General features: G+C 33.9%; 16 protein-coding genes, 2 rRNA genes and 2 pseudogenes. 6 read left to right on the forward strand and 14 right to left on the reverse strand.

Features of this window, described 5'->3' with window-relative positions; translation table 11 throughout:
- Positions 1–42 precede the first annotated feature (42 nt).
- The 6 genes from GOY13_RS03375 to pstC form a co-directional block, all read right to left on the reverse strand.
- Complete coding sequence (locus tag GOY13_RS03375) at positions 43–1,239, reverse strand: phosphoglycerate kinase (protein ID WP_175814386.1); 1,197 nt, start codon at positions 1,237–1,239, stop codon at positions 43–45.
- 51 nt (positions 1,240–1,290) lie between these two features.
- Positions 1,291–2,301, reverse strand: a complete 1,011-nt coding sequence (locus GOY13_RS03380; protein ID WP_175814387.1) for an NAD(P)/FAD-dependent oxidoreductase — start codon at positions 2,299–2,301, stop codon at positions 1,291–1,293.
- A 973-nt stretch (positions 2,302–3,274) separates the two neighbouring features.
- Positions 3,275–3,916: a transaldolase family protein gene (locus GOY13_RS03385; protein ID WP_175814388.1), complete on the reverse strand. Its 642-nt coding sequence runs from the start codon at positions 3,914–3,916 to the stop codon at positions 3,275–3,277.
- A 40-nt stretch (positions 3,917–3,956) separates the two neighbouring features.
- Positions 3,957–4,271 carry a F0F1 ATP synthase subunit epsilon gene (locus GOY13_RS03390; protein ID WP_175814389.1) on the reverse strand — a complete coding sequence of 105 codons (315 nt, stop codon included), beginning with the start codon at positions 4,269–4,271 and terminating at the stop codon, positions 3,957–3,959.
- A gap of 22 nt (positions 4,272–4,293) precedes the next feature.
- Positions 4,294–5,712, reverse strand: a complete 1,419-nt coding sequence (gene atpD / locus GOY13_RS03395) for a F0F1 ATP synthase subunit beta (RefSeq protein ID WP_175814448.1) — start codon at positions 5,710–5,712, stop codon at positions 4,294–4,296.
- Between the two features lie 102 nt (positions 5,713–5,814).
- Positions 5,815–6,906, reverse strand: coding sequence for a phosphate ABC transporter permease subunit PstC (pstC, locus tag GOY13_RS03400; RefSeq protein WP_175814390.1), 1,092 nt, complete (start codon positions 6,904–6,906; stop codon positions 5,815–5,817).
- Positions 6,907–7,025: 119 nt separating this feature from the next.
- Here pstC and rpmH point away from each other — a divergent pair, with 119 nt between their 5' ends.
- The 3 genes and pseudogenes from rpmH (at position 7,026) to GOY13_RS03415 (ending at position 7,851) form a co-directional block, all read left to right on the forward strand.
- Complete coding sequence (gene rpmH / locus GOY13_RS03405; RefSeq protein WP_175814449.1) at positions 7,026–7,160, forward strand: 50S ribosomal protein L34; 135 nt, start codon at positions 7,026–7,028, stop codon at positions 7,158–7,160.
- Positions 7,161–7,188: 28 nt separating this feature from the next.
- Positions 7,189–7,551: pseudogene (gene rnpA, locus GOY13_RS03410) on the forward strand (ribonuclease P protein component); the annotation flags it as partial.
- Between the two features lie 39 nt (positions 7,552–7,590).
- A complete protein-coding gene (locus GOY13_RS03415; RefSeq protein WP_175814391.1) occupies positions 7,591–7,851 on the forward strand; it encodes a hypothetical protein in 261 nt (86 codons plus the stop codon).
- Between the two features lie 73 nt (positions 7,852–7,924).
- Here the strand turns inward: GOY13_RS03415 and rrf are convergent.
- Positions 7,925–8,031, reverse strand: a 5S ribosomal RNA gene (gene rrf, locus GOY13_RS03420).
- Between the two features lie 57 nt (positions 8,032–8,088).
- A 23S ribosomal RNA gene (locus GOY13_RS03425) occupies positions 8,089–10,872 on the reverse strand.
- A 342-nt stretch (positions 10,873–11,214) separates the two neighbouring features.
- On the opposite strand from GOY13_RS03425, the gene GOY13_RS03430 reads away from it, so the two are divergent.
- From GOY13_RS03430 to ruvX, 3 genes are read left to right on the forward strand one after another with little or no spacing between them, the layout of a single operon-like run.
- Positions 11,215–12,288, forward strand: a complete 1,074-nt coding sequence (locus GOY13_RS03430; protein ID WP_175814392.1) for a methyltransferase — start codon at positions 11,215–11,217, stop codon at positions 12,286–12,288.
- A 27-nt stretch (positions 12,289–12,315) separates the two neighbouring features.
- Complete coding sequence (locus tag GOY13_RS03435; protein WP_175814393.1) at positions 12,316–14,127, forward strand: ribonucleoside-diphosphate reductase subunit alpha; 1,812 nt, start codon at positions 12,316–12,318, stop codon at positions 14,125–14,127.
- Positions 14,128–14,640, forward strand: coding sequence for a Holliday junction resolvase RuvX (gene ruvX, locus GOY13_RS03440; RefSeq protein ID WP_175814394.1), 513 nt, complete (start codon positions 14,128–14,130; stop codon positions 14,638–14,640).
- A 246-nt stretch (positions 14,641–14,886) separates the two neighbouring features.
- Here the strand turns inward: ruvX and GOY13_RS03575 are convergent, their stop codons facing one another.
- From GOY13_RS03575 to mutS, 6 genes and pseudogenes are all read right to left on the reverse strand, one after another.
- Positions 14,887–15,081 carry a hypothetical protein gene (locus GOY13_RS03575; protein WP_410543533.1) on the reverse strand — a complete coding sequence of 65 codons (195 nt, stop codon included), beginning with the start codon at positions 15,079–15,081 and terminating at the stop codon, positions 14,887–14,889.
- Positions 15,082–15,492: 411 nt separating this feature from the next.
- Positions 15,493–15,795 (reverse strand): annotated as a pseudogene (locus tag GOY13_RS03570) (hypothetical protein); the annotation flags it as partial.
- 683 nt (positions 15,796–16,478) lie between these two features.
- Complete coding sequence (glyS, locus tag GOY13_RS03450) at positions 16,479–18,587, reverse strand: glycine--tRNA ligase subunit beta (RefSeq protein WP_175814395.1); 2,109 nt, start codon at positions 18,585–18,587, stop codon at positions 16,479–16,481.
- Between the two features lie 3 nt (positions 18,588–18,590).
- Positions 18,591–19,430, reverse strand: coding sequence for a glycine--tRNA ligase subunit alpha (locus tag GOY13_RS03455; RefSeq protein ID WP_175814396.1), 840 nt, complete (start codon positions 19,428–19,430; stop codon positions 18,591–18,593).
- Between the two features lie 53 nt (positions 19,431–19,483).
- Positions 19,484–20,227 (reverse strand): phosphatidylglycerophosphatase, encoded by a 744-nt coding sequence (locus tag GOY13_RS03460; protein ID WP_175814397.1) that lies wholly within the window; start codon positions 20,225–20,227, stop codon positions 19,484–19,486.
- 117 nt (positions 20,228–20,344) lie between these two features.
- Positions 20,345–22,777, reverse strand: coding sequence for a DNA mismatch repair protein MutS (mutS, locus tag GOY13_RS03465; protein WP_175814451.1), 2,433 nt, complete (start codon positions 22,775–22,777; stop codon positions 20,345–20,347).
- Positions 22,778–23,115 lie beyond the last annotated feature (338 nt).

Below are 23,115 nucleotides of genomic sequence, written 5' to 3' on the forward strand. Positions count from 1 at the left end.
AATCATAAAAGAATTAAGTATAAGAAGTAACTTTAAAAAGTTTTAACACGATGTTGACTTTAGTGCAGTGATCCCAGGCATTTCATTGCCACTCAGCCAGCTTAAAAAAGCTCCACCACCAGTTGAAACGTACGTAAAGTCTCTATCAGTAAAGCCTACAGCATTCATCGCAGATAGGCTATCCCCTCCTCCTATCACACTAACTAATTTCTTCTGATATGTTAAATTACTCACTATTTTCATCACTTCTGCTGTGCCTTTTAAGAAAGCTGAATGCTCAAATGCACCAATAGGACCATTCCATAGCAAAGTTTTACTCCTTGCTATTACATTACTTATTGTACTCAAAGTTTGAGGTCCTATATCCAAAATTATATCATCATCTAAAATGGATTCACTTTTTCTTAAAAAGCCAATGCTGTAATCAGAGTTTATTGCAACTAGAACATCACTAGGTATAATTATTTTACAATTATTTTTATTTGCCGCATTAATAATGCTACATAGAAGATTATCAACATTGCTCTGAAAAAAAGATTTCCCAACATTTATTCCATTAAACAATAAAAAATTATTAGCAATTGCTCCACTAATAACTAGATAATCAACTCTTTCCGCTAATTTCAGAAGCATTTTTGTTTTAGTTGACACTTTATCTCCTCCAACTATCGCAGTGACAGGTTTAGTATCAAACAATATGACTCTTTCAAGATACTTTAACTCATTTTGCAAGCAAAATCCTGCATAAGAAGGCAAGAATTTTGTAATGCATGAAACAGAAGCATGAGACCTATGAGAACAAGAAAATGCATCATTCACATATATATCTGCTAGAGATGCCAATTGTTTAGCAAAATTTGAGTCGTTCTTTTCTTCTTCTTTATAAAACCTCAAATTTTCCAGCAATACTACATCTCCTCCATTCATTGATCTTACTTCTCTCTGCACTCTCTGACCAATACAGCTATCAATAAACTTAACCTCCTTTTTTAACAACCATGACAATATTCCAACTATATTTCTTAGTGATAGATTGTTGTCTTCAGTTTTTGGATGTCCAAGGTGTGATATAATAACGATTTTTGCATCCGCATTTGTCAAGTATTGAATAGTAGGTATCGCTCTTAGAATACGAGTGGTATCATGAACCTCTCCGTTTTTTATAGGAACATTGAAATCAACCCTGAGTAAGACAACCTTATCTTGAAAATTACAATTCTCTATGCTAGGTAGACTCATATAAAACTAAAGACGTAAAGCTACTATACAGCTAGACTAGTTCAAAGTAAATCACTTTCCCTTCTTATAAAATCCCCTTGAAGTTGAATATTGAAAATTAATTGGAGAATTGTGAATCACTTTATATATATCATAACAAGCCATAGTGCTTTCAGCAAAACCATTTAATATCAACTTTAGTTTTCCCAAATAAGTAGCTATATCACCGATTGCATATATCCTATCTCTATTAGTCCTAAGTGTAGTCTGGTCAACAACTATTCTGCTATGCTCCAATTTTAATCCCCAATTATTTATTGGACCCAAATTCATTGAGAGGCCAAAAAACGGCAGTAAAAAATCAGCGTGTATGCCTTTTTCTTCCATAGAAGTAATATTTTTTACTATTACTGCACTTAATTGTCCATTATCTCCAGTCAATTTACATAGTTGATATGGTGTTACAAGTTCTACTTTCCCATTGCTTTCAAGTAATTCTAATTTATTCCTAGTTTCGGGTGTACAACGAAATTCTTTTCTTCTGTGTATTACATAAATTTTTTTTGCAACTTTAGAAAGTTCTATAGTCCAATCAGCTGCTGAATCTCCTCCCCCAGTAATGACTACAGTCTTATCCTGAAAATCAGAAATTTTATTTATGCTATAAAACACAGACTTATTTTCATACTCTAATATACCCATAACAGGTGGACGGTTAGGTTCAAACACTCCATTACCTGCAGCAATGATAACGACTTTACATTTCACCTTCATACCTGTACTTGTTATCACAGTAAAACTTTGATTATCGATATTTAATATTTTCTCTGCCCTTTGACTTAAATGGTAAACAGGCTCAAATGGTAAAGCCTGTTCCATTAATTGTTCAATTAGTTTTTTTGCAGTAATGACAGGATAACCAGGTATATCATATATCGACTTTTCTGGGTAAAGCGCAGTACACTGTCCTCCTACTTGATCCAAAATATCTATTATATGACATCTCATATCAAGCATTCCAGCTTGAAAAGCAGTAAATATTCCAACAGGACCTGCACCTACTACTACTATGTCAGTTTCCACGGTTTCTATTTAAGCAACAACTTGTCTAGATATTAATTAGCCTTGTTAATAAGGTCAATTTATGTAGAGATGAAGTTTAAAATGTATAAGTAGCACTCTTTCATAACATTAGTAAATCCTTGTTTCTAGTATGAGGGGAAATAGATGAAAAACAAACCTAGTTTAGCTTTACATTCAAGAGTACTCGGAAAATAAATTGATACATATGCAAGTAAGAAAACAAACATGTGAATTAAAGAACTACAATCATAATAAGAATCCAGTAAATACTGTGATACTTTAGATAGAATGACAATAACTAGCATACTGAATATCGATTATTTAGAGTAATGACGTCTAACATATACTTGCTAAGTTAGTAATAAAGAAATCTGAAACTTGCATTTTTAAATTTCCAATTATGGAATGAGAAAGAATTAGAACTCTTAAAGAAGTTACAGAAAATTATAAATATTACTAAGTTTACAAATAAAACCTTAAGCTTCTCCTAAAAAGGACTCACAGAAATGAAACATTTAATAAAGCATTCAGAACAAAACACATCTAACTTTAAAGGAAAATACAATTTTGTGCCTCAAGTTAGACAATTAGGCTTTCAATATTCTCAGGTTTTATAAAAGGTTTTGAATAACAATGACTTTCTTTTTAAGACTTTGCCAAAAGTATACTATCTCATATTTCTCTTCTCTTGATTGAAACCTATTACGTTAGAATTAGTTTTCTTTAAAGTCATAGAAATAGAACTATAAATTAGTTAAAAACTTCTAACACATTTTCGTAGTTTCAAACCTTTACTGATTATTGTTCTTCTTTATAAGAAATTCATCATATTTAAAATCATAAACTATGCACATTAGTTTAGTGTAAAAAAATCAGGTAGCACTTTTATTTCTAGCATTATCTCACAATCTTATAAAACAGCTAAAGTTACTATTTTTTTTCACCTTTTAGCAAATGTCTAGCTATCTATTTGCTACTTTCCAATCCAGTCCCTTTCAAATATTGCAAGCCCTTGATCTGTAAGTGGATGGTTAAGCAATTGCTTAAGCACTTTTGCTGGCACAGTAATTGAATCAGCACCAAGCTTTGCAGCTTCTATCACATGCGCAGAGCTTCTTACTGATGCAACAAGAATTTTAGTATTAAAAGAGTAGTTAGAATATATAGTACATATATCTCTTATTAAGAAGAGACCACCATAATTTATATCATCAAGACGACCAACAAAAGGAGAAATAAAACAAGCACCGGCCTTAGCGGCAAGCAGTGCTTGTCCAGGAGAAAAACACAGCGTAATATTAACAGGTATTTTATGATCTGTCCATAACTTTTTACAAGAAATCAAACCTTCATGTGTGAGAGGCAATTTTACCACAACATTACTAGAAATTTTTGCTAACTTGAGCCCCTCTGCAATCATTTCTTTATAACTATTCGCAATAACCTCAACGCTAACTGGTCCCTTTACAATAGAGCATATCTCGCTTATTAAGCTTTCGTATTCATCTTTACGATCAGACTTTGCTATTAAAGAAGGATTGGTTGTTATACCATCAATGAATTCCTTTAGCTCTTCAATTTCACTTAAATCAACACTATCAAGAAAGATTTCCATAATATCTTATTATAAGATAAAATTTATTAATTAAGATAATTTATTTATATATCTGCATTTTGCTTTTTAGATGCTTCTCATCATGAATTGTAGAATTGAAAACTTGAACCTGACTTGCCATGATAACACAACTATTATTTATAACTTCCAGTATACCATTACTAATCACAACCTTTTCCTCCTTTCGTTTACTTATTTTAATAGTGATTATACCTGCTAATAAATAGATTAAGTAAGGAGAATGATGAGCTAAAATCATAAATTCACCCTCTAATCCTTTCATTGAAAGAGAAACTACTTTGTCAAAAGAAACTTGATTATCAGGAGAGAAAAACTCCACTTTAAAGGTATTCATAATTTCCGTCTGCAACTTTAGTTTAAGTCTTCATTAATTTAGCTTTTTCCATTGCCTCATCTATACTACCTACCATATAAAAGGCAGCTTCTGGTAAATGATCACATTTGCCTTTAATAATTTCTTTAAAGCTGGAAATGGTATCAGAGAGGGAAACAAACTTACCAGGCATACCAGTAAATATTTCTGCAACATGTAAAGGTTGAGATAGAAACTTCTGAATTTTACGAGCTCTATCAACAGTAATTCTATCTTCATCAGATAGTTCATCTATACCAAGTATCGCAATAATATCTTTTAGAGATTCATAAGTTTGCAGTATGCGTTTCACTTCAGAAGCTACTTCATAATGCTCTTCACCAACGATTTCATCAGATAATGATTGAGAAGTTGAATCAAGAGGGTCAACAGCAGGATATACACCCATTTCAGCTATTTGCCTTGATAATACTGTAGTTGCATTAAGATGAGAAAATGTAGCCGCTGGAGCAGGATCAGTTAAATCATCTGCAGGAACGTATATCGCCTGTACGGAAGTAATTGAACCAGAAGTAGTTGAGGTTATCCTTTCTTGCATTACACCCATATCAGTTGCAAGTGTTGGCTGATAACCAACAGCTGAAGGTATTCTTCCAAGTAAAGCAGAAACCTCAGAACCAGCTTGTGTAAAACGGAAAATATTATCTACAAAAAATAGAACATCCTGATTTTCATAATCACGGAAGTACTCTGCCATAGTCAATGCTGTCAAGGCAACTCTAGCTCTCGCTCCAGGAGGTTCATTCATCTGACCATAAACTAAAACAGCTTTAGATCTTTCATGCTCATTCACATTTATTACATTTGAAGTTATCATCTCTTGATAAAGGTCACTACCCTCACGAATTCTTTCTCCAACTCCAGCAAATACAGAAAATCCTTCGTAGGCCTTTGCTATATTATTAATTAATTCCATTATAAGGACTGTTTTACCAACACCAGCTCCACCAAATAAGCCAACTTTTCCTCCCTTAAAATAAGGGGCAAGAAGATCTATAACTTTTATTCCTGTGACTAAAATTTCTTCTTGTATTTTTTGTTCAGTAAAACCTGGAGGAGTCCTGTGTATAGGAGCTAAATCATATTTTCCTTTTAGGAGACCTGAATTATCTATAACTTCCCCAACAACATTAAAAATCCTTCCTAAGGTTGAACGCCCAACCGGAACCAATATAGGCGCACCTGTATCAATAAACTCATCATTCCTTGATACACCATCTGTACTATTCATAGCAATACAACGTACTATACTATCACCTATATGTTGTGAAACTTCCAAAATCAACTCTTTACCTTTATACTTTAGTCTGCTTTTTAAAGCATCAAGTATTCTAGGTAATTGACCCTCAAATTTTAAATCAACAACAGCTTGAGTTACCTTAACTGCCCTACCTATATTCACCTCTTTGTTTTTATTACTGAACACTTTAACTTTATAAAAATCCCTAATTAAAAAAATAAATCTTATATTATTAATAAAAATTTTGCAACATTAAAACGTTTTCTAATCATGTTTTATTATAAATAAAGCAAAAGCGTTTAATAGCCAAGTAATAATAAATAGCACTAAACTAAGTGCATAAGCAGCAAGCGTTTGTACACTACTGAAATCCTGGTCTCCAGTAAGTAGTGTAGCTACCTGTACAGTAATAGTAGTAACTGAGTTAAGAGGATTAAAAGTTAAGTTTGAGTTAATCCCTACAGCCATTAGTACTATCATAGTCTCACCTATTACTCTCGAAACTGACAATAGAATTGCACTTAAGATTGTAGGCATTGCATATGGTATTGTTATGTGCCATATAGTTTCTGCTGGAGTAGCTCCTAATGCCATAAAGCCATAGCGTAAATTCTTTGGAACAGACCTAATTGCGTCTTCTAATAAAGAGATAATAAAAGGAAGAATCATTACTCCTATTGACAAACCAGCAACTAATGCGCTTTCTGAGTGTATACTCAGACCAAAAATACCTGCTATTTGTTTTGCAGAAGAAGATAAAAACACAACTGAAAAATACCCATATACAACTGTAGGAATAGCAGATAAAACCTGCAAAGTTGTATTGACAATATAACGTACTTTCTCACTTGCATACTCACTAATATATATTGCAGAAAGTAAACCAAGCGGAATAGCAACCAACATCCCTACAATGGTTATAACTAGTGTGCCAACCAAAAGGGGTGCTATACCGAAACATCCTATTTTTTCTCCATTGATAGTCACTACACTATGACTCCATTTTAAGCAGAACAAAAATTCTGAAATAGATATTTCTCTAAAAAAACTAATAGATTTAGTAAGAATAGATAGCATTATAAGCAAAGTGACAAAAAATGATATGGCAAGAGCCATAAATAATAGAAAGCTGATTATCTTATCTGATCTAAAGGTGAAAACAAATACAAGAAAAAGTAACGCTATAGCAATAGAAGTTACAAAGCAGTTACTACAAAGTATCAATGACAAAATCAACAGCCATATACAACTAAGGTATAAGTAAGCTTTAACTTTATCTACTTTCTGAAACTTACTAAGGTAAAACGAAAGAACTGGCAGTGCAGATATGAAAAGAATTATTGTCAAAGAATTCATCTACTCATATTTTAACCTTATTTTATAATAACAACCCTTAAGGGTACTTAGTATACATAATGAAAACACTATTTGACAATAAAGTAAAACAAGGTAAAATAAATATATTTGCAAAAACAATGAAAAGAACATTTCAGCCAAAAAATCTGATAAAGAAACGCAGGCATGGCTTTCGTTCACGGATGGCAACAAAAGCCGGAAGAAAAATACTCAATAGGCGTCGCTTACTAAGGTGCAAAAGATTATGTGCATAGTTAAGTTAACAAGTATAAAAAAAAAGACTTCTCGTTTGCTTTTAGAAATAAGCTATCACCTAGCAGTTCCTTTTATCACGGGTTTTATATATCATTATATTCAGTAAAAGAAAAAGAACCTGAAAAGTATATTTACTTTATTAGAACAGGTCTAGTTATCAATAAAAAAGCTGGGAAGGCAGCAAAAAGAAATAAAATCAAAAGGAGATTACGAATGCTTATTAGAGATAACATCTTAAATCCAGATAATATCGGATACTACTATATAATAATAGCACACAAAAACATTGTGCAAGCAAGCTATAAAAGCTTACAGAAAGATCTGATCGTTTGCTTTAATAAAATTAAAAAACCTCAATTAAGGTATTTACAATTATATTATTTACGATAATATAAGTAAAGTTTTTAAAAAAGTTAATGGGTACGATAAATGGTCGAGTACATAAAAGAGGTAAGCAACATAGGCTTTGGTAAGATGTATCAATCTCTATTTCTCCCTAAAGGGACAGGAACAGATTGGAGATCAGCATTCCGTCAGCAAGAAGAATTATTAAAAAAAGCAGTAGGTAATATAACACCATCAGGAACTAATGATCCATTGCTAAAAGGTGGCAAATTGGAAAAGGTAAGAACAATACTAGATGATATAGAAAAAGACCAAGGATGCATGAAAATAAGGGGGTTATGGTAAAAGCATTCTATTGCTTATATATGTTACTTACATAATTTATAGCTAATAATAATCAATAAAAAAACTTTTATAAACTTGGCAGCGACCTACTCTCCCTTTTCAAGTACCATCAGCGCTAAAAAGCTTAACTTCCGAGTTCGGAATGAGATCGGGTGTTTCATTTTTGCTATAGCCACCAAGTCAATAAAAATTACAAATTTAACTTAATATTTAACACTGCATATGCACATATAGAAAGCAAATAAATCAATCAGGCTATTAGTACTAGTTAGCTTCATATGTTACCATACTTCCACACCTAGCCTATCAACGTGGTAGTCTTCCACGGCCTTAATTGGGAAATCTTTTTGAAGAGGGTTTCTTACTTATATGCTTTCAGCAATTATCCCATCTATACATAGCTACCCAGCGATGCTATTGGCATAACAGCTGGTACACCAGAGGTATATCCATCTCGGTCCTCTCGTACTAGAGTTAGATCTTCTCAAATTTCCTTCACCCACGGTAGATAGAAACCGAACTGTCTCACGACGTTCTAAACCCAACTCACGTATCACTTTAATCGGCGAACAGCCGAACCCTTGGGACCTTCTCCAGCCCCAGGATGTGATGAGTCGACATCGAGGTGCCAAACGGTGTCGTCGATATGAACTCTTGAACACCATCAGCCTGTTATCCCCGGCGTACCTTTTATCCGTTGAGCGATGACCCTTCCATACAGAATCACCGGATCACTATGACCGACTTTCGTCTCTGCTTGGCCTGTCAGCCTCGCAGTCAGGCAAGCTTATGCCATTATACTATCAAGCTGATTTCCGACCAGCTCTAGCTTACCTTCGCACGCCTCCGTTACTCTTTAGGAGGCGACCGCCCCAGTCAAACTACCCACCATACAACGTCCTAGTTCCAGATAATGAAACATAGTTAGATATCAAAAGTGTAAAGGGTGGTATCTCAAGATTGACTCCATTATAGCTAGCGCCATAATCTCACAGTCTCCCACCTATTCTGCACATTACGCTTTTAATAGCAATATAAAGCTGTAGTAAAGGTGCACGGGGTCTCTTCGTCTAACCGCGGGTACCCCGCATCTGCACGGGGAATTCAATTTCGCTGAATTGATGTTGGAGACAGTGGAGAAATCGTTACGCCATTCGTGCGGGTCGGAACTTACCCGACAAGGAATTTCGCTACCTTAGGACCGTCAGTGTTACGGCCGCCGTTTACTGGGGCTTCAATTTAGAGCTTAACACCCTTCTTATTAACCTTCCAGCACCGGGCAGGCGTCAGACCCTATACTTCCACTTACGTGTTTGCAGAGTCCTGTGTTTTTAGTAAACAGTCGCTACTCCCCATTTTGTGCCACCTGCTAATAGTTACCTAAAAGCAGGCTACCTTTCTTCCGAAGTTACAGGTATAATTTGCCGAGTTCCTTCAACATCATTCTTTCAACACCTTAGTATACTCTACTCATCCACCAGTGTCGGTTTACGGTACGGCCTCATAAATATAAGTGCTATTTCCTGGAGTTCCTTTTAAGCATAGGACAATCCAATAAGCCCCATACAAATACAAAACTCGTCACACTTAAGAGGTTCAGGAATATTAACCTGATTGCCATCGACTACCCCTTTACGGACTTGCCTTAGGAACCGACTAACCCTACGCAGATTAACTTAACATAGGAATCCTTGGATTTTTGGTGAGAGTGTTTCTCACACTCTTTTACGCTACTCATGTCAGCATTCTCACTTCTGATATCTCCAGCAATTCTTACAAATTGCCTTCATAGACTTACAGAACGCTCTGCTACCGCATTTACTGACTAAAGTCAATAAATACCCACATCTTCGGTATACAGCTTTAGCCCCGATACATTTTCAGCGCAGAAAAACTTATTTAGACAAGTGAGCTGTTACGCTTTCTTTAAAGGATGGCTGCTTCCAAGCCAACCTCCTAGCTGTAATGGTTTTTCTACCTCCTTCCCCACTTAGCTGTAATTTTGGGACCTTAGATGGTGATCTGGGTTGTTTCCCTTTTCACTATGGACTTAGCACCCATAGTGTGTCTGCTGTACAATTAATTATTGGTATTCGGAGTTTAGTTAGATTTGGTAAGACAGTGAGTCCCCCTAGTCTATCCAGTGCTCTACCCCCAATAACATAAATACAGCGCTCTACCTAAATAGATTTCGCAGAGAACCAGCTATTTCCAAGTTTGATTGGCCTTTCACCCCTAGTCACAACTCATCCAATAATGTTGCAACATTAACTAGTTCGATCCTCCAGTGTGTTTTACCACACCTTCAATCTGGTCATGACTAGATCACTTGGTTTCGGGTCTAATCCATAAAACTAGAACGCCCTATTTAGACTCGCTTTCGCTACGCCTACACCTAACGGCTTAAGCTTGCTTTATAGATTAACTCGCTGACCCATTATGCAAAAGGTACGCTGTCACTCTAATGCAAATTTGCTATAAAATTGCTCCTATAGAAAAAACATAGAGCTCCAACTGTTTGTAAGCACTTGATTTCAGGTTCTATTTCACTCCCCTCCCGGGGTTCTTTTCACCTTTCCCTCACGGTACTTGTCCACTATCGGTCGTCAAGGAGTATTTAGGCTTGGAGGATGGTCCCCCCATATTCAAACAGGATTCCACGTGTCCCGCCCTACTCAAGGATTTAAAAATTTTCTACTTATACAGGACTATCACCTTCTATGGTTACTACTTCCAGAGTATTCTAATTCTTATTCTTAAATCTCTAGCCTCTTCCGCTTTCGCTCGTCACTACTAACGGAATCTCAGTTGATTTCTTTTCCTTTGGCTACTTAGATATTTCAATTCACCAAGTTTGCTTTACATACTATGTAATAACTAGCTTAGCTAGCTAGGTTTCCCCATTCGGAAATCCGCGGATCAAAATTTACTGACAATTCCCCGCAGCTTATCGCAGCCTGTCACGTCCTTCATCGCCTCTTGACGCCAAGGCATCCATCAAGTGCTCTTAATAATTTATTTACTCGACTATATGTAGAATATGCAGAGTTAAATATTATTCAAATTGAATTGAGATTAAATTAATCTCTACCGTAAAACTTGTCAAACATCTAAAAAGCAAATTAACTTCTTATATACTAAGAACCGATAAGTAACATGTCAACGTTTTTTTATACAGAATATTTACTTATATTGACGATAATATATACTTGTAATTCTAAATGATCGAAATTTATTTCTAGGTAAATGTTCAAGCAGATTCACGAACAATAAAAATCAATGAAAAAAATATTTCATAATATAAAATACTTCAAAAATCAAGGCTACTTAAAAATAATAGTAAATATCTAAGGTATCTAAAGTATGAAAGGTAATCTATCTTTTATAAATTTTATCTCAAGTTTTATATGTAAATTAATCAGTCTGCTTAATATTAAAAAAGCTAAGCAATTTGTTGTAAATAAATATATAGCTTTTCATAAAGAAACAGCCTCACTTTTTGAAAAGTCAAAAAATCTACTAAACACTAACATTGAAATCGGTTTACATCACTTCTATAAGGGCAATATATCAGATGCAAAGCTCCGATTCCGCTTAATCAGTCTATTCTGTTCTAATTTACCTGTAGTTTGGTATAACATCGGAAGATGCCATTTTGCGATGGGAAATACTAATAAGGCTTATATTTATTTCACAAAGACATTGAAACTTGATAACAATTATGAAGAAGCATCATATTATATAAAAAAAATGACAAATTTAGCACCTATTACAAAATTACCTAAAAGGCTTATCAAACAGTATTTTGATTATACTGGCAAGTATTTCGTTGAGCACTGGCTAATCGCTAAGCAATATAGGGGTCATGAACTTATATATACAGTAGTTATAAAAATCTTTAACAACCTGATCCCTACACTTAACATACTTGATCTTGGCTGCGGAACTGGAATATGTGGTCATTTTCTGAAAATACACAATATCGGAAGCTATATAATAGGAGTTGACATTTCAAATAGAATGCTAAATATTGCCAGGGGCTGTTTTATAAAAGGTAAACCTGTTTATAATGAGTTAATACATATGGAAATGACAGATTTTCTTAAGCAAGAAAGGAGCCACCTGTACGATATCATTATCTTTGCCGAGGTGCTGCACTATCTGCACAATTTTCAAGTTGAACTCGAACTAGCAAAAAGGTCTACAAGCAAAAAAGGAGTAATTATATGCTTGATAAGAAGAAAGGAAGGTGAAGGCATCGACTTTGTAAATAAAGGAGATTACTTCCGTCACTCAGAAAGTTATATACGGAGTGTTGCAAAAGAAGTAAGCATGCAAATAAGCTATATTAGCTATTGTAAAATATATGGAAGTCAGATTGATGGGATCCTATTTGCACTACAGCATTCACAAAAAAAACTAGAAAGTCTAACTTAAAAATCACTACTGCTTAAAGCAGTTTCTATGTACAATAAGATAAAAAAGGAATCTATGAATAATATTACTATTAATTATGGAAAAGACGCTAAATTAACCAGCTTTGGGAAAGCAGTCCTATTGGATAGGTATTTAATAGAGAATGAAAGTTATCAAAATCTCTTCACACGCATTGCGAGCTATTACTCTGATAATGATGATCATGCACAGCGTCTTTATGACTATATGAGTAATCTGTGGTTTATGCCTTCAACCCCAATACTTAGCAATGGTGGCACTGACAGAGGGCTACCTATTTCTTGTTTTCTTAACGAAACTGAAGACAGTTTAAAGGGAATAGTTGATTTATGGAATGAAAATGTTTGGCTTGCTGCACGTGGAGGCGGGATAGGTAGTTATTGGGGAAATTTACGTTCAATTGGTGAAAGCGTAAGGGGTAGCGGTAAAACGTCAGGAATTGTACCATTTATTGTAGTACAAAACGCTCTAACACTTGCAATTAGTCAGGGGTCTTTAAGGAGGGGGAGTTCAGCGGTCTACCTTCCTGTATCCCATCCAGAAATAGAAGAGTTTCTTGATATACGCAAGCCAACAGGAGGTGATCCGAACCGTAAAGCACTAAATATACACCATGCTGTAATAGTAAATGATGAGTTCATGCATGCTATTGAAAGAGATTTAGAATGGAATTTAGTTAGTCCTCACAGTAATAAAGCTATTTCGACCGTTAAGGCGCGCGATATATGGATCAAAATATTAATAGCAAGAATTGAGACTGGAGAGCCTTACATTATCTTTCTCGATGCAATAAACAACAATAAGCCAGAATCTTACAAAAAACTTAATTTAGATATTAAGATGTCAAATTTGTGTAGTGAAATTACTTTAACTACAGGTTATGACCATCTAAATAAACCTCGCACTGCTGTATGCTGCCTGTCATCAGTAAACCTTGAATACTACGAAGAATGGAAAGACAGTAAGTTTTTTATAGAAGATATAATGCGTTTTCTTGACAATGTATTTGATGACTTTATAAATAAAGCACCTGATGAAATATACCGAGCAAAATACTCTGCAGTAAGAGAGCGTAGCATCGGTCTTGGTGTAATGGGCTTTCACTCATTTTTACAGAGTAAAATGGTTCCTTTTGAATCAGTAACAGCACAACAGTGGAATAAGAGAATATTCAAGCACTTGCGTGAGCAAGCAGACATAGTTTCTAAAAAACTAGCAGAAGAAAGAGGAGCATGTCTTGATGCTAAAGAAATTAACTTAATGGAAAGGTTTACACATAAACTTGCTATTGCTCCAACTGCTTCAATTTCTATTATTGCAGGTAATACTTCTCCTGGAATAGAACCATACGCAGCAAATGTATTCACACAAAAAACATTAACAGGATCATTTGTAGTGAGAAACAAATTCTTACAAAAATTACTAGCAAAAAAAAATCAAGATACTGATAAAGTATGGTCTTCAATTTCTACAAATGAAGGTTCTGTACAACATTTAGATTTCCTTAACGAGTATGAAAAATTAATATTTAAAACAGCATATGAATTAGATCAAAAGTGGATTATAGAACATGCAAGTGATAGAACTCCATATATTTGTCAGTCTCAAGCAGTAAATTTGTTTCTACCTGCCAATGTACATAAACGCTATTTGCACAAAATACATATGTTTGCTTGGAGAAAAAACCTGAAGAGTCTATACTACTGTAGATCACAGTCAATACAGAGGGCAGAAAAAGTTTCACATGACATATCCAAAAGAAATGAGATATTGTACAAAAAAACAGACATTGATTATGAAGAGTGCTTATCATGCCAATAAATGCTACATAAGAACCTTGCTGAATTCTTTAAATCTATTTCAAAAGATAAGTCTATAATGTGCCTTGATATGGGGAAAAAGCAAATAGGAATAGCATTTAGTGACAGAACACAGCTTATAGCTACAGCTCATAGCGTGTATAATAGGAAAAATATAAGCAAAGATTTAGGATATTTGAATAGAATATTTAGAGAAAATGGAGCGGGTTCAATAGTAATAGGACTACCACTAGAAACAGATGGGAAAAGAAGTGAATGGTGTGAAACTATAATCAAATTTGCAAATAGAATAATAAAAAAATATAAAGTAAATATATATTTGCAAGATGAGAGCTTATCAACATTCATTGCAGTTCACATGCTAAAATCTGCTGGGGTATCAACCACAAAATCGGGGAAGATATACGATAAAATCTCTGCATGTATCATTCTACAAAGAACATTAGATAAGATAAACACAATTAATAGCTTTTCTATAACTAAAGAATTTCCATATACTGTAGTAGTACCTTGACAATAACACATAGCAAGATTTATCGTATTTCAGCTTAGTATAGACTAGCACTTTGAGCTAGTATTAAATATAAGCCAATCATACAAATTTACATTCACCAACTGTGATTTAAGCGCTTAAGAATAACTTTTAACAAAATCCTACCAGTTCTAGCTAAATTTTAAACCCTTATCAGGGAAGCTTAGCTTATGTTCTCTCCCAAAGAAAAATAATACACAACTGCTTCCTTTATTTGTTAATGCTCAACTATAGCAAAGCGATGAGTTTCATTACGAGCAATTGCAAGTAAAGCATAACCTTACTGTCACTTCCAAGAGCAAACTCTTTCTTATCTGACATATAAAATCTCTCATTCTCTGGATTGCGATAATGGCCTTTTGCCATATAGGCGAAAGGAACATCTATTTTTAGTATTTTTAATGCATTTTGCGCCGTAGAAATATGTCCAAACCCACCTCAATCAATATTGAATCATGAATTATATCCTTTATTTTACCGTAAAAATGCCTGATTAGCACCTCTTTTATCATTTTATATTTATACCTGAAGTTTCACTTTCTATAATTTTCTGTACTCACTTTTTAAAAAACCTTCCTATCCTGCAACAACCATCACACCAATTTGGTGACTTCCAGATATATGGTATCATAAATCTCAATACGTTTTGGACACTTAGTAAAGAAAAACTTTTCTTAGCTCCAAGTTTTTCTCAACTATCTCTGTAATCAGTAATCTTTCGCTCTAAGCTATATCGAAAATTATTGCAAATAAACCCTAATAAATTAGGTCCTTTACTATTCTTTGCGTAAAGAATTCATATTTGCATATGAGTAATTCTACATAGCGCTTGCTCTATAACTTCCCTCTTTGTAACAAAACTTGGAATATAAATTTGTTATGGAAGCACGTTAACTGGAGTATATAAGTTGACCAAAAAAGTAGATATATTCTATAGTCTTGATAGTCACCATAATTCTCAGCAAAGTAAAAAGTGCTTCTATGGTTTTCTTTGTTCTTGAATAGTAACACATTAATGTATGCAAGGTCTTCTTTTCGTACAATACCCAAAAGGGCTGCATCTTTTTTAAAAGAAAAATCTATTAGTTGCATTTGAATTTGCTTAAGGAATTTTATCCGATCTCTATATATAGCAGCAAGCTCATAGTTCTGTTCATTGCTGTATTTTTACTGTAGAAGATAACTCTGTTTCCCACTTCATTATTTTTCTCAAGTAATATACTCCATACCTGTTTTACTGATCAGTAGTAATCATCTTCAGTAATTTTACCTATATACATAGAGCAGAGCAGCGCTTGACATGATATTCAAAATACTGTCTCCTCTTGTAGAGAGAAAACTTTTTATCTGAGCACCACCTTAAAAGAAAAGTCTTTTGTAATAGTGATATAGTTTGCTTAACAGCATTGACAGACGTAAATGGACATAATAGCAAAACTCACTTTTCCTAAGTTTACCTCTATGTTGTCCTATGCTCTGATAATTGTGTTTCGAAATTGTTATATAAAGATAGGCTCCCCATCTTTGGGCTTAATATTATAAGTAAGCTTTAGTGCCTTTATTAACTATGTTTCAAGAAGCAATGCTTCAATTTTATTTTTAGTTAGGAAAGTTTCGATCATGGTAACACGTGAGAGCATAACTTTGACTCACTCAGAAAGGCTTTCTAGATGAAGGTAATTAGATAACCTTAATTTTAAGTTTTTCTTTCCCAAATATATAAAACCTCACCTTCCTCTCCACACCATCTTATATACACCACAATTCTGCGTAGACAACTCGATTTGGCTCTTTATTAACTGAATAATTAACTACACAATTCATTGTTTAGATTCTTGTATAAGGCTAAAATGTGCTACAGAATGAAAGATGGAAATAACACTTGCAAGTAAAGATAACCTGTTTTCTCTAAGCTTATTAGAAGTACAATTGATTTTCACATTATCCATGAATTGATTGATAAATGGAATAAAACTATTAAGTTCATCAAGTGCTACACTAAAGCAACAATTTTTCATTTCTTGTTTTATTTTTTTTAAAACATTTAAAGAACGATTTGATAGTGCTATTTCTTCATTATCAATCAAAAACTTTTTATTATAAGACACACTATAAACAGTATTATCATTTTTCTCAGCTTTTCTAACAATATTACTCACTCTTTTATAAGTGTTCAGAGCCTGCTTGCCTTCAGGCATACTAAGGTAGTGATCCAACACAATAGCTTGCTTTTCTGCTACTAGTAAATTATCAACGCCAGTTTGATATAATATCGAGCTTACAACATCTTGTCTTATACCTTTATTTTTTAAAATAACCCTAAATCTCTCTAGACAAAACTTAAGTACAATTTCTAGAATTTGACTTTTATTTAGCTCACTTTTTCGACCAACTGATGATGCACCTTCAGCAAATGCAAGTTCTAAATACAAAGACAAAGACTTACCTATCAATAGCCTAATTGGAACATATAAATTATTCTCAAGAACCGTTCTAATTATACCAATTGCCATTCTCCGCAATCCAAATTGATCATATGAACCTGAAATCCTTTCACCTGATGCAATTAAACCAACTAAACTATCCAGTTTATCAGCAATAGCAACAGTAACTGCAGTAGGGGATTTAGGACACTCTTGCTCTGGACTAACTGGCTTATAATGCTCAGCTATAGCTTCTACTATTTCTTTATCTTCTTGAAAATTAGAAGCATAATATCCACCAATTACTCCTTGTAATTCTGGAAATTCTCTTACTATCGATGTTGCAAGATCCGCCTTCGCCAAATATGCAGCACGCTCAACTTTAGTCAACGAAGTACCAGGAACATATACTGCTATGTATTTTGACAGAATTATAATGCGCCTTACTTTCTCTCCCACATTACCAAGATAATGGTGAGATAATATCGAATCCAACTTTTTGACATAATAATTAAGGTTCTCCTTTCTATCATGAGACATTAAAAATTGTACATCAGCAAGACGTGCCTCCAGTATTTTCTCATAACCTCTTATAACTTCATCACTATTAACATTGACAACAGTAACGAAGTGTGAGATTTCCTTACCATTACTTAAAGCAAGGTATTTTTGTTGAGTACTAATTACACTGAGAACTAGCTCCTTTGGTAGCCCAAAGGACATTTCCTGATTTACTTTACCAAACAGTACAACTGGCCACTCTATAAGACCTGATAATTCATTAAGCAAGTAATCATTTTTCTCAAGTTGTAAATTCTGCTCTTTTGCAAATTTATTAATTTGATCAAGTATAAATTGCTTTCTTTTGTCAGGCTGAAGAATAACATTATTTTTTTCTAGCAAGTTAAGATATTCTTTAGGGCACTTAACAGTAAGTACTGTATCCTTTGAAAGAAACCTATTTCCATATGTTGTGTTGCATGCCCTAATCCCTGCAAAAGATACAGGTATTATACTGTCATCTAAAATGCATAAAATGTTTTTAATTGGTCTAACCCATCTTTCTTTCCTTTCGCTCCATCTCATGCTCTTCAGCCAAGAAAAGCTCTTTAGCATTTCTTCCAGTTGATTTTTAAGAAATTCTCTGATATTAAAAGCAAAGCTTTCTCTTCTAATGAAGTAGAAGTTTCTATTATTTACTTTTCTAATAAACAAATCTTTTTCACCTTTTCTATAATTCCTTAAAAAACCTTCAACAGCACTTTTAGATGAATTGACATTTGGTCCCTTGATTTCATTGTTAAAATCTTTCGATTCTGAAAAACTTATATTATTGACGAAGAGAGCGATGCGACGTGCTGTTACAAAGACATCTACAGATGTAAATTTTATATTATTTTTATTAAAAACATTAGTAATATAACTCTTAACATAAGTCATAGCTGAACTTTGCATTCTCGATGGTATTTCTTCTGAGAGACATTCAAATAGTAGTTGTAAAGACATATGTTATTTACTTATATATAACTCACAACACTTCTTCGCTAGCTCTCTAACTCTACTGATATAAACTATACGCTCATTCACACCAAGTACACCTCTCGCATCAAGCAGGTTAAGTAAATGACTAGTTTTAACACATTGATCATAAGCTGCTATTGGCAACTTTTTCTCAATAAGAAATTTACATAATTTTTCCGCATCTTCAAACTGCTGCTGTACCACTTTAGTGTTATAATAGTCTAATGATAAGCAAGAGAGTTCATATTCTCTTTGCTGAAAAATATCCCCATAAGTTACACCATTGCTATTCCAGGTTACATTAAAAACGTTATCTATACCTTGTATACACATCGCTAAACGCTCTATTCCATATGCCACTTCACCAGGAATTATTTTACAATCAATACCTCCTATCTGTTGTATATAAGTAAGTTGTGTCACTTCCATCCCGTTACATGTAACCTCCCACCCAAGCCCTGATGCACCAATACTTGGATTTTCCCAATCATCTTCAATAAACTTAATATCATATTTCTCCGTGGATATACCAAGAGCTTTTAAGCTACTTAAGTAAACATCCTGCAAGTTATTGCCAGATGGTTTTATTATCACCTGATATTGATGATGTTGATATAGGCGACTAGGGTTATTACCATATCGGCCATCTGCTGGCCTAATCACTGGTTGTAGGTATGCAATTCTCATTGACTTTTCGTCAATCGCTGATACTGCTGTCGCAGGATGCAACGTCGCAGCTCCAATTTCAGATGTGTATGGATGCAGTATAGTACATCCCATACTAGCCCAAAAACTTTCCAATTCTTTTATTATACTTTGTAGATCCACACAAATTATGTAATTCTATCTGAATATATAAACAAATAGATACTATTCAATATTTATTTTTTAGCATCCAGTAAGCAACTACTTAGGATTGATGAACTTTCTTTTGCATACTGAATTATGCTTTTACTGAGAATAATTGCATCATGCATAGTTAAATCACAGAGTATAAATGCAGCTAAATACAGAAGAACCACTGCATAAAACGTATGGAAAATCCCCTCGAATGTGATTGATATTGCATTGTTATAACTGAGTTGTATTGAACTTATTGGCCAAGGTTTCACCATTTCTATAATATTAAAAAATGCATAAGGTATCATAAAGAAAAATAGCAAGTGCATAAAATTATTGAACCAAGACGAACATTGAATTATTTCCTTACATATACTCCCATATAATCTACTTATAGCAGAATAAATTGACATTATTGCTGGCATAGAAAGCGCAACAGTTAGTACTTGCCCTGATGCTATTTGTATTACTATATTTTCGCCACTATTTGCTGAAGGGTCTTGAATATGAAAAATGGATATTCCAATTAGCTGTAATACTAGCATGCTCACTGCCAATTTTACAAAAATTGCAGCTATGATTATGAATGAATACGGCACCTTGTATAGTATGAAATCAATCCCGTATATAAAAATTAAAGTGATATCAACAATAAGTAATATTAAAAAAGAAGACCAATAGTTCTGCCAACTAGGCAAATAACCTATCCCTAAAAAAGAGCTCACTACTTTAGCAGGGAAAAGTATGCTTAAGATCTTTTTCAGTACTGTCCAAAAAACTTTCATATTTCAAGTAATGCTAGTTAATACGGTTATACTTTATCGCAACAGACTTATCAACAGTTCAAAACCAGTATTAAAAACTAAACAGTGATACATATCAAGTCCGCTTTTGGATAAGATTTATAAAAATCGAGAAAATTTCTTATGCTTTAGTTCATCAAATATTACATTTGCTCTATCTAGTACAGAATCAGGAAAACCAGCAAGTTTTGCTATATATATTCCATATGACTCATCTGCAATACCCTCAACTACTTCATGTAAAAAAATGATTTTTCCATCCCATTCTTTTATTTTTACACAGAAACATTTCATGTTCTCTAAGTATTTGCCCACTCTAGCTAGTTCGTGATAATGAGTTGCAAAAATAGCACGGCATTTACTCACATCATGAATATGTTCAATTACTGCTTGAGCAATAGATAACCCATCATATACCCCTGTACCTCTGCCAATTTCATCAAGTATTACTAAGGAACGATCCGTTGCCTGATTGATTATAGTCGCAGTCTCAAGCATTTCTATCATGAAAGTAGAATAGCCAGCTGTTACATTATCAGTTGCACCAACCCTACTAAATATCTTGTCAATTACTCCAATGTGCGCACTTTCTGCTGGCACAAATGAACCTATGTGAGCTAAAATCGCAATAAGAGCATTTTGTCTCAAGAAAGTACTTTTCCCGGACATATTAGGACCAGTAATAAGATGTATATTAACCAAATCAATGCTGTTTGCAATGAACTTACTATCAATTTCAATTACTGGATGTCTTCCATTACAGATATGGAATTCTTTACTATCATCGATAATAGGTTTTACATAATTATTTCGCACTGCAAGTTCTGCCAACGAAGCCCTAACATCCAGTTTAGCCAAAGCACTTGCAGCAAGAGCAATCTTTTCCGATTCTTTAGCAACTTCATTGCATAGTTCGCTAAAAATTTTTATTTCTAATCTAACCATAGCATCACGTGCTGTAAGAATCCTATTCTCTAATTCCTTCAACTCATTAGTAGTATAGCGAATGCTATTTGCTAAACTTTGTCTATGAATAAATAGGTTCGAAGTCAATTTGTGGTTTGTTGACACCTCAACGTAATAACCAAGTATATCGTTATACAATATCTTTAGCGTAGCAATGCCAGTTATCTCGCAATAAGATTTACGAAGTTTAGCTATCAGTTCACTGCTATTGGTGAGTACATATGATAACTCCAATAACTCTCGGTTATATTCTGGATTAATAAATCCACCTTCTTTTGTAGAGCTTAGGTTATTATCGAGCACAGCCTTACTTAAAAGTTCAAGTAAATTTTTATGATTTCCAATGTTTTTATGTATTGCACTTAATTCACTTTTGTCAGATTTTATTTTATATAAGAATTCAGATAACTCTAATGTCTTTTCAAGGCCGACTTTTAACAAGTTAATATCTTTTGGTGAACCACGCCTTAGCATCAAGCGAGATAGTAACCTCTCAATATCTGGAATGCTAGTAAGCATTTCTCGCACCTTCTTGCGAAGTTCATAATAATTTACAAAAAATTCAACAGTACTAAGCCTTAAATTGATTGCTTCAGAACAGGAAAGTGGTGATGCAAGCATTTGCTTAAGCAAGCGCCCACCAGAAGCCGTAACTGTATAATCAATAACTGAAATCAATGAACCTTTTTTTTCACCAAACTGAGTTGCAAATAATTCAAGATTTCTCCTTGCTGAAGCGTCGACTAGCATGAAACTTTGCTGCTTATATGGTTTAGGCAGCTCAAGCCTTGGGATAAAATTCTTTTGAGTTACCCTTACATATTCAAGTAACGCCCCGCATGCCATAACTTCTACTTTACTGAAATTCCCTATGACTCTAATCTCTTTAATTTTATAGAATTCGCACATTACCCTACAAGATTTGTTATATTCAAAGAAACTCTGAGCATGCTGTGTGATTGATATTTTATAATTTTTTAAAATCGACCTAATCCTCTGATCATCAGTAAGCCTTTCAGAAATCAATAATTCTTTTGGTGATATACGCAGCAAGTCACTATCCATAGCTTTTAAATTTGTCAAAGTGTGGAAAAATTTTCCTGTCGATAATTCAAGCCAACCAATAGCATACTCTTCGTTTTGTTCAACTATAGATGCAAGGTAACTATTGCTCTTATCCTCCAACATTAAATCTTCAACAATTGTACCAGGAGTGATTATTCGGACCACATCACGTTTTACTATAGACTTATAGCCCCTCCTTTTTGCTTCATCAGCAGTCTCTAATTGTTCACAGATTGCCACTTTGAATCCTAAATCTATTAACCTGTGTAGGTAAGACTCACTACTATGTACTGGGACTCCACACATTGGTATATCACGTCCACATGAATTGACTCTTCTAGTAAGCATTATATTCAGCAATTTTGCAGCCCTAATGGCATCATCAAAAAATAATTCGTAAAAATCCCCTAGTCTATAAAATAACAAATGATCTTTGTATTGAGCTTTCAGATTTAAATATTGCTCCATTGCAGGTGTGTTTCTTTCTCTTGTAAAACTCATAGCATTTCGAAACACATTACACTAGTAATAGCTTCAGGTCTATCGCTAGGGATAAATAAGATAGAATTCAAGTAGAAGGCTTTGCACATATAAAAATGACTCCTTTCAGGAAAATAATTTTTTGTAACTCTTTTAGAAATCCTCCCAAAATTATATAGGACCTGAATCTTTTGAAAAGCCTAAACTGTCATGTGCTTCTACATTAAGTCATACTAATAACCGGAAGATAACCTCTTTACAATTAGAAGAGCACTTGGTAATTGTTATACAATAATATATTCATAAACGACCGTTGCCGTTAAAACTTAAATGAGATAGCAATCTAGCTGTAGTAGTTT

Source organism: Wolbachia endosymbiont of Cruorifilaria tuberocauda (genome assembly GCF_013365475.1).
Taxonomy (GTDB): Bacteria; Pseudomonadota; Alphaproteobacteria; order Rickettsiales; family Anaplasmataceae; genus Wolbachia.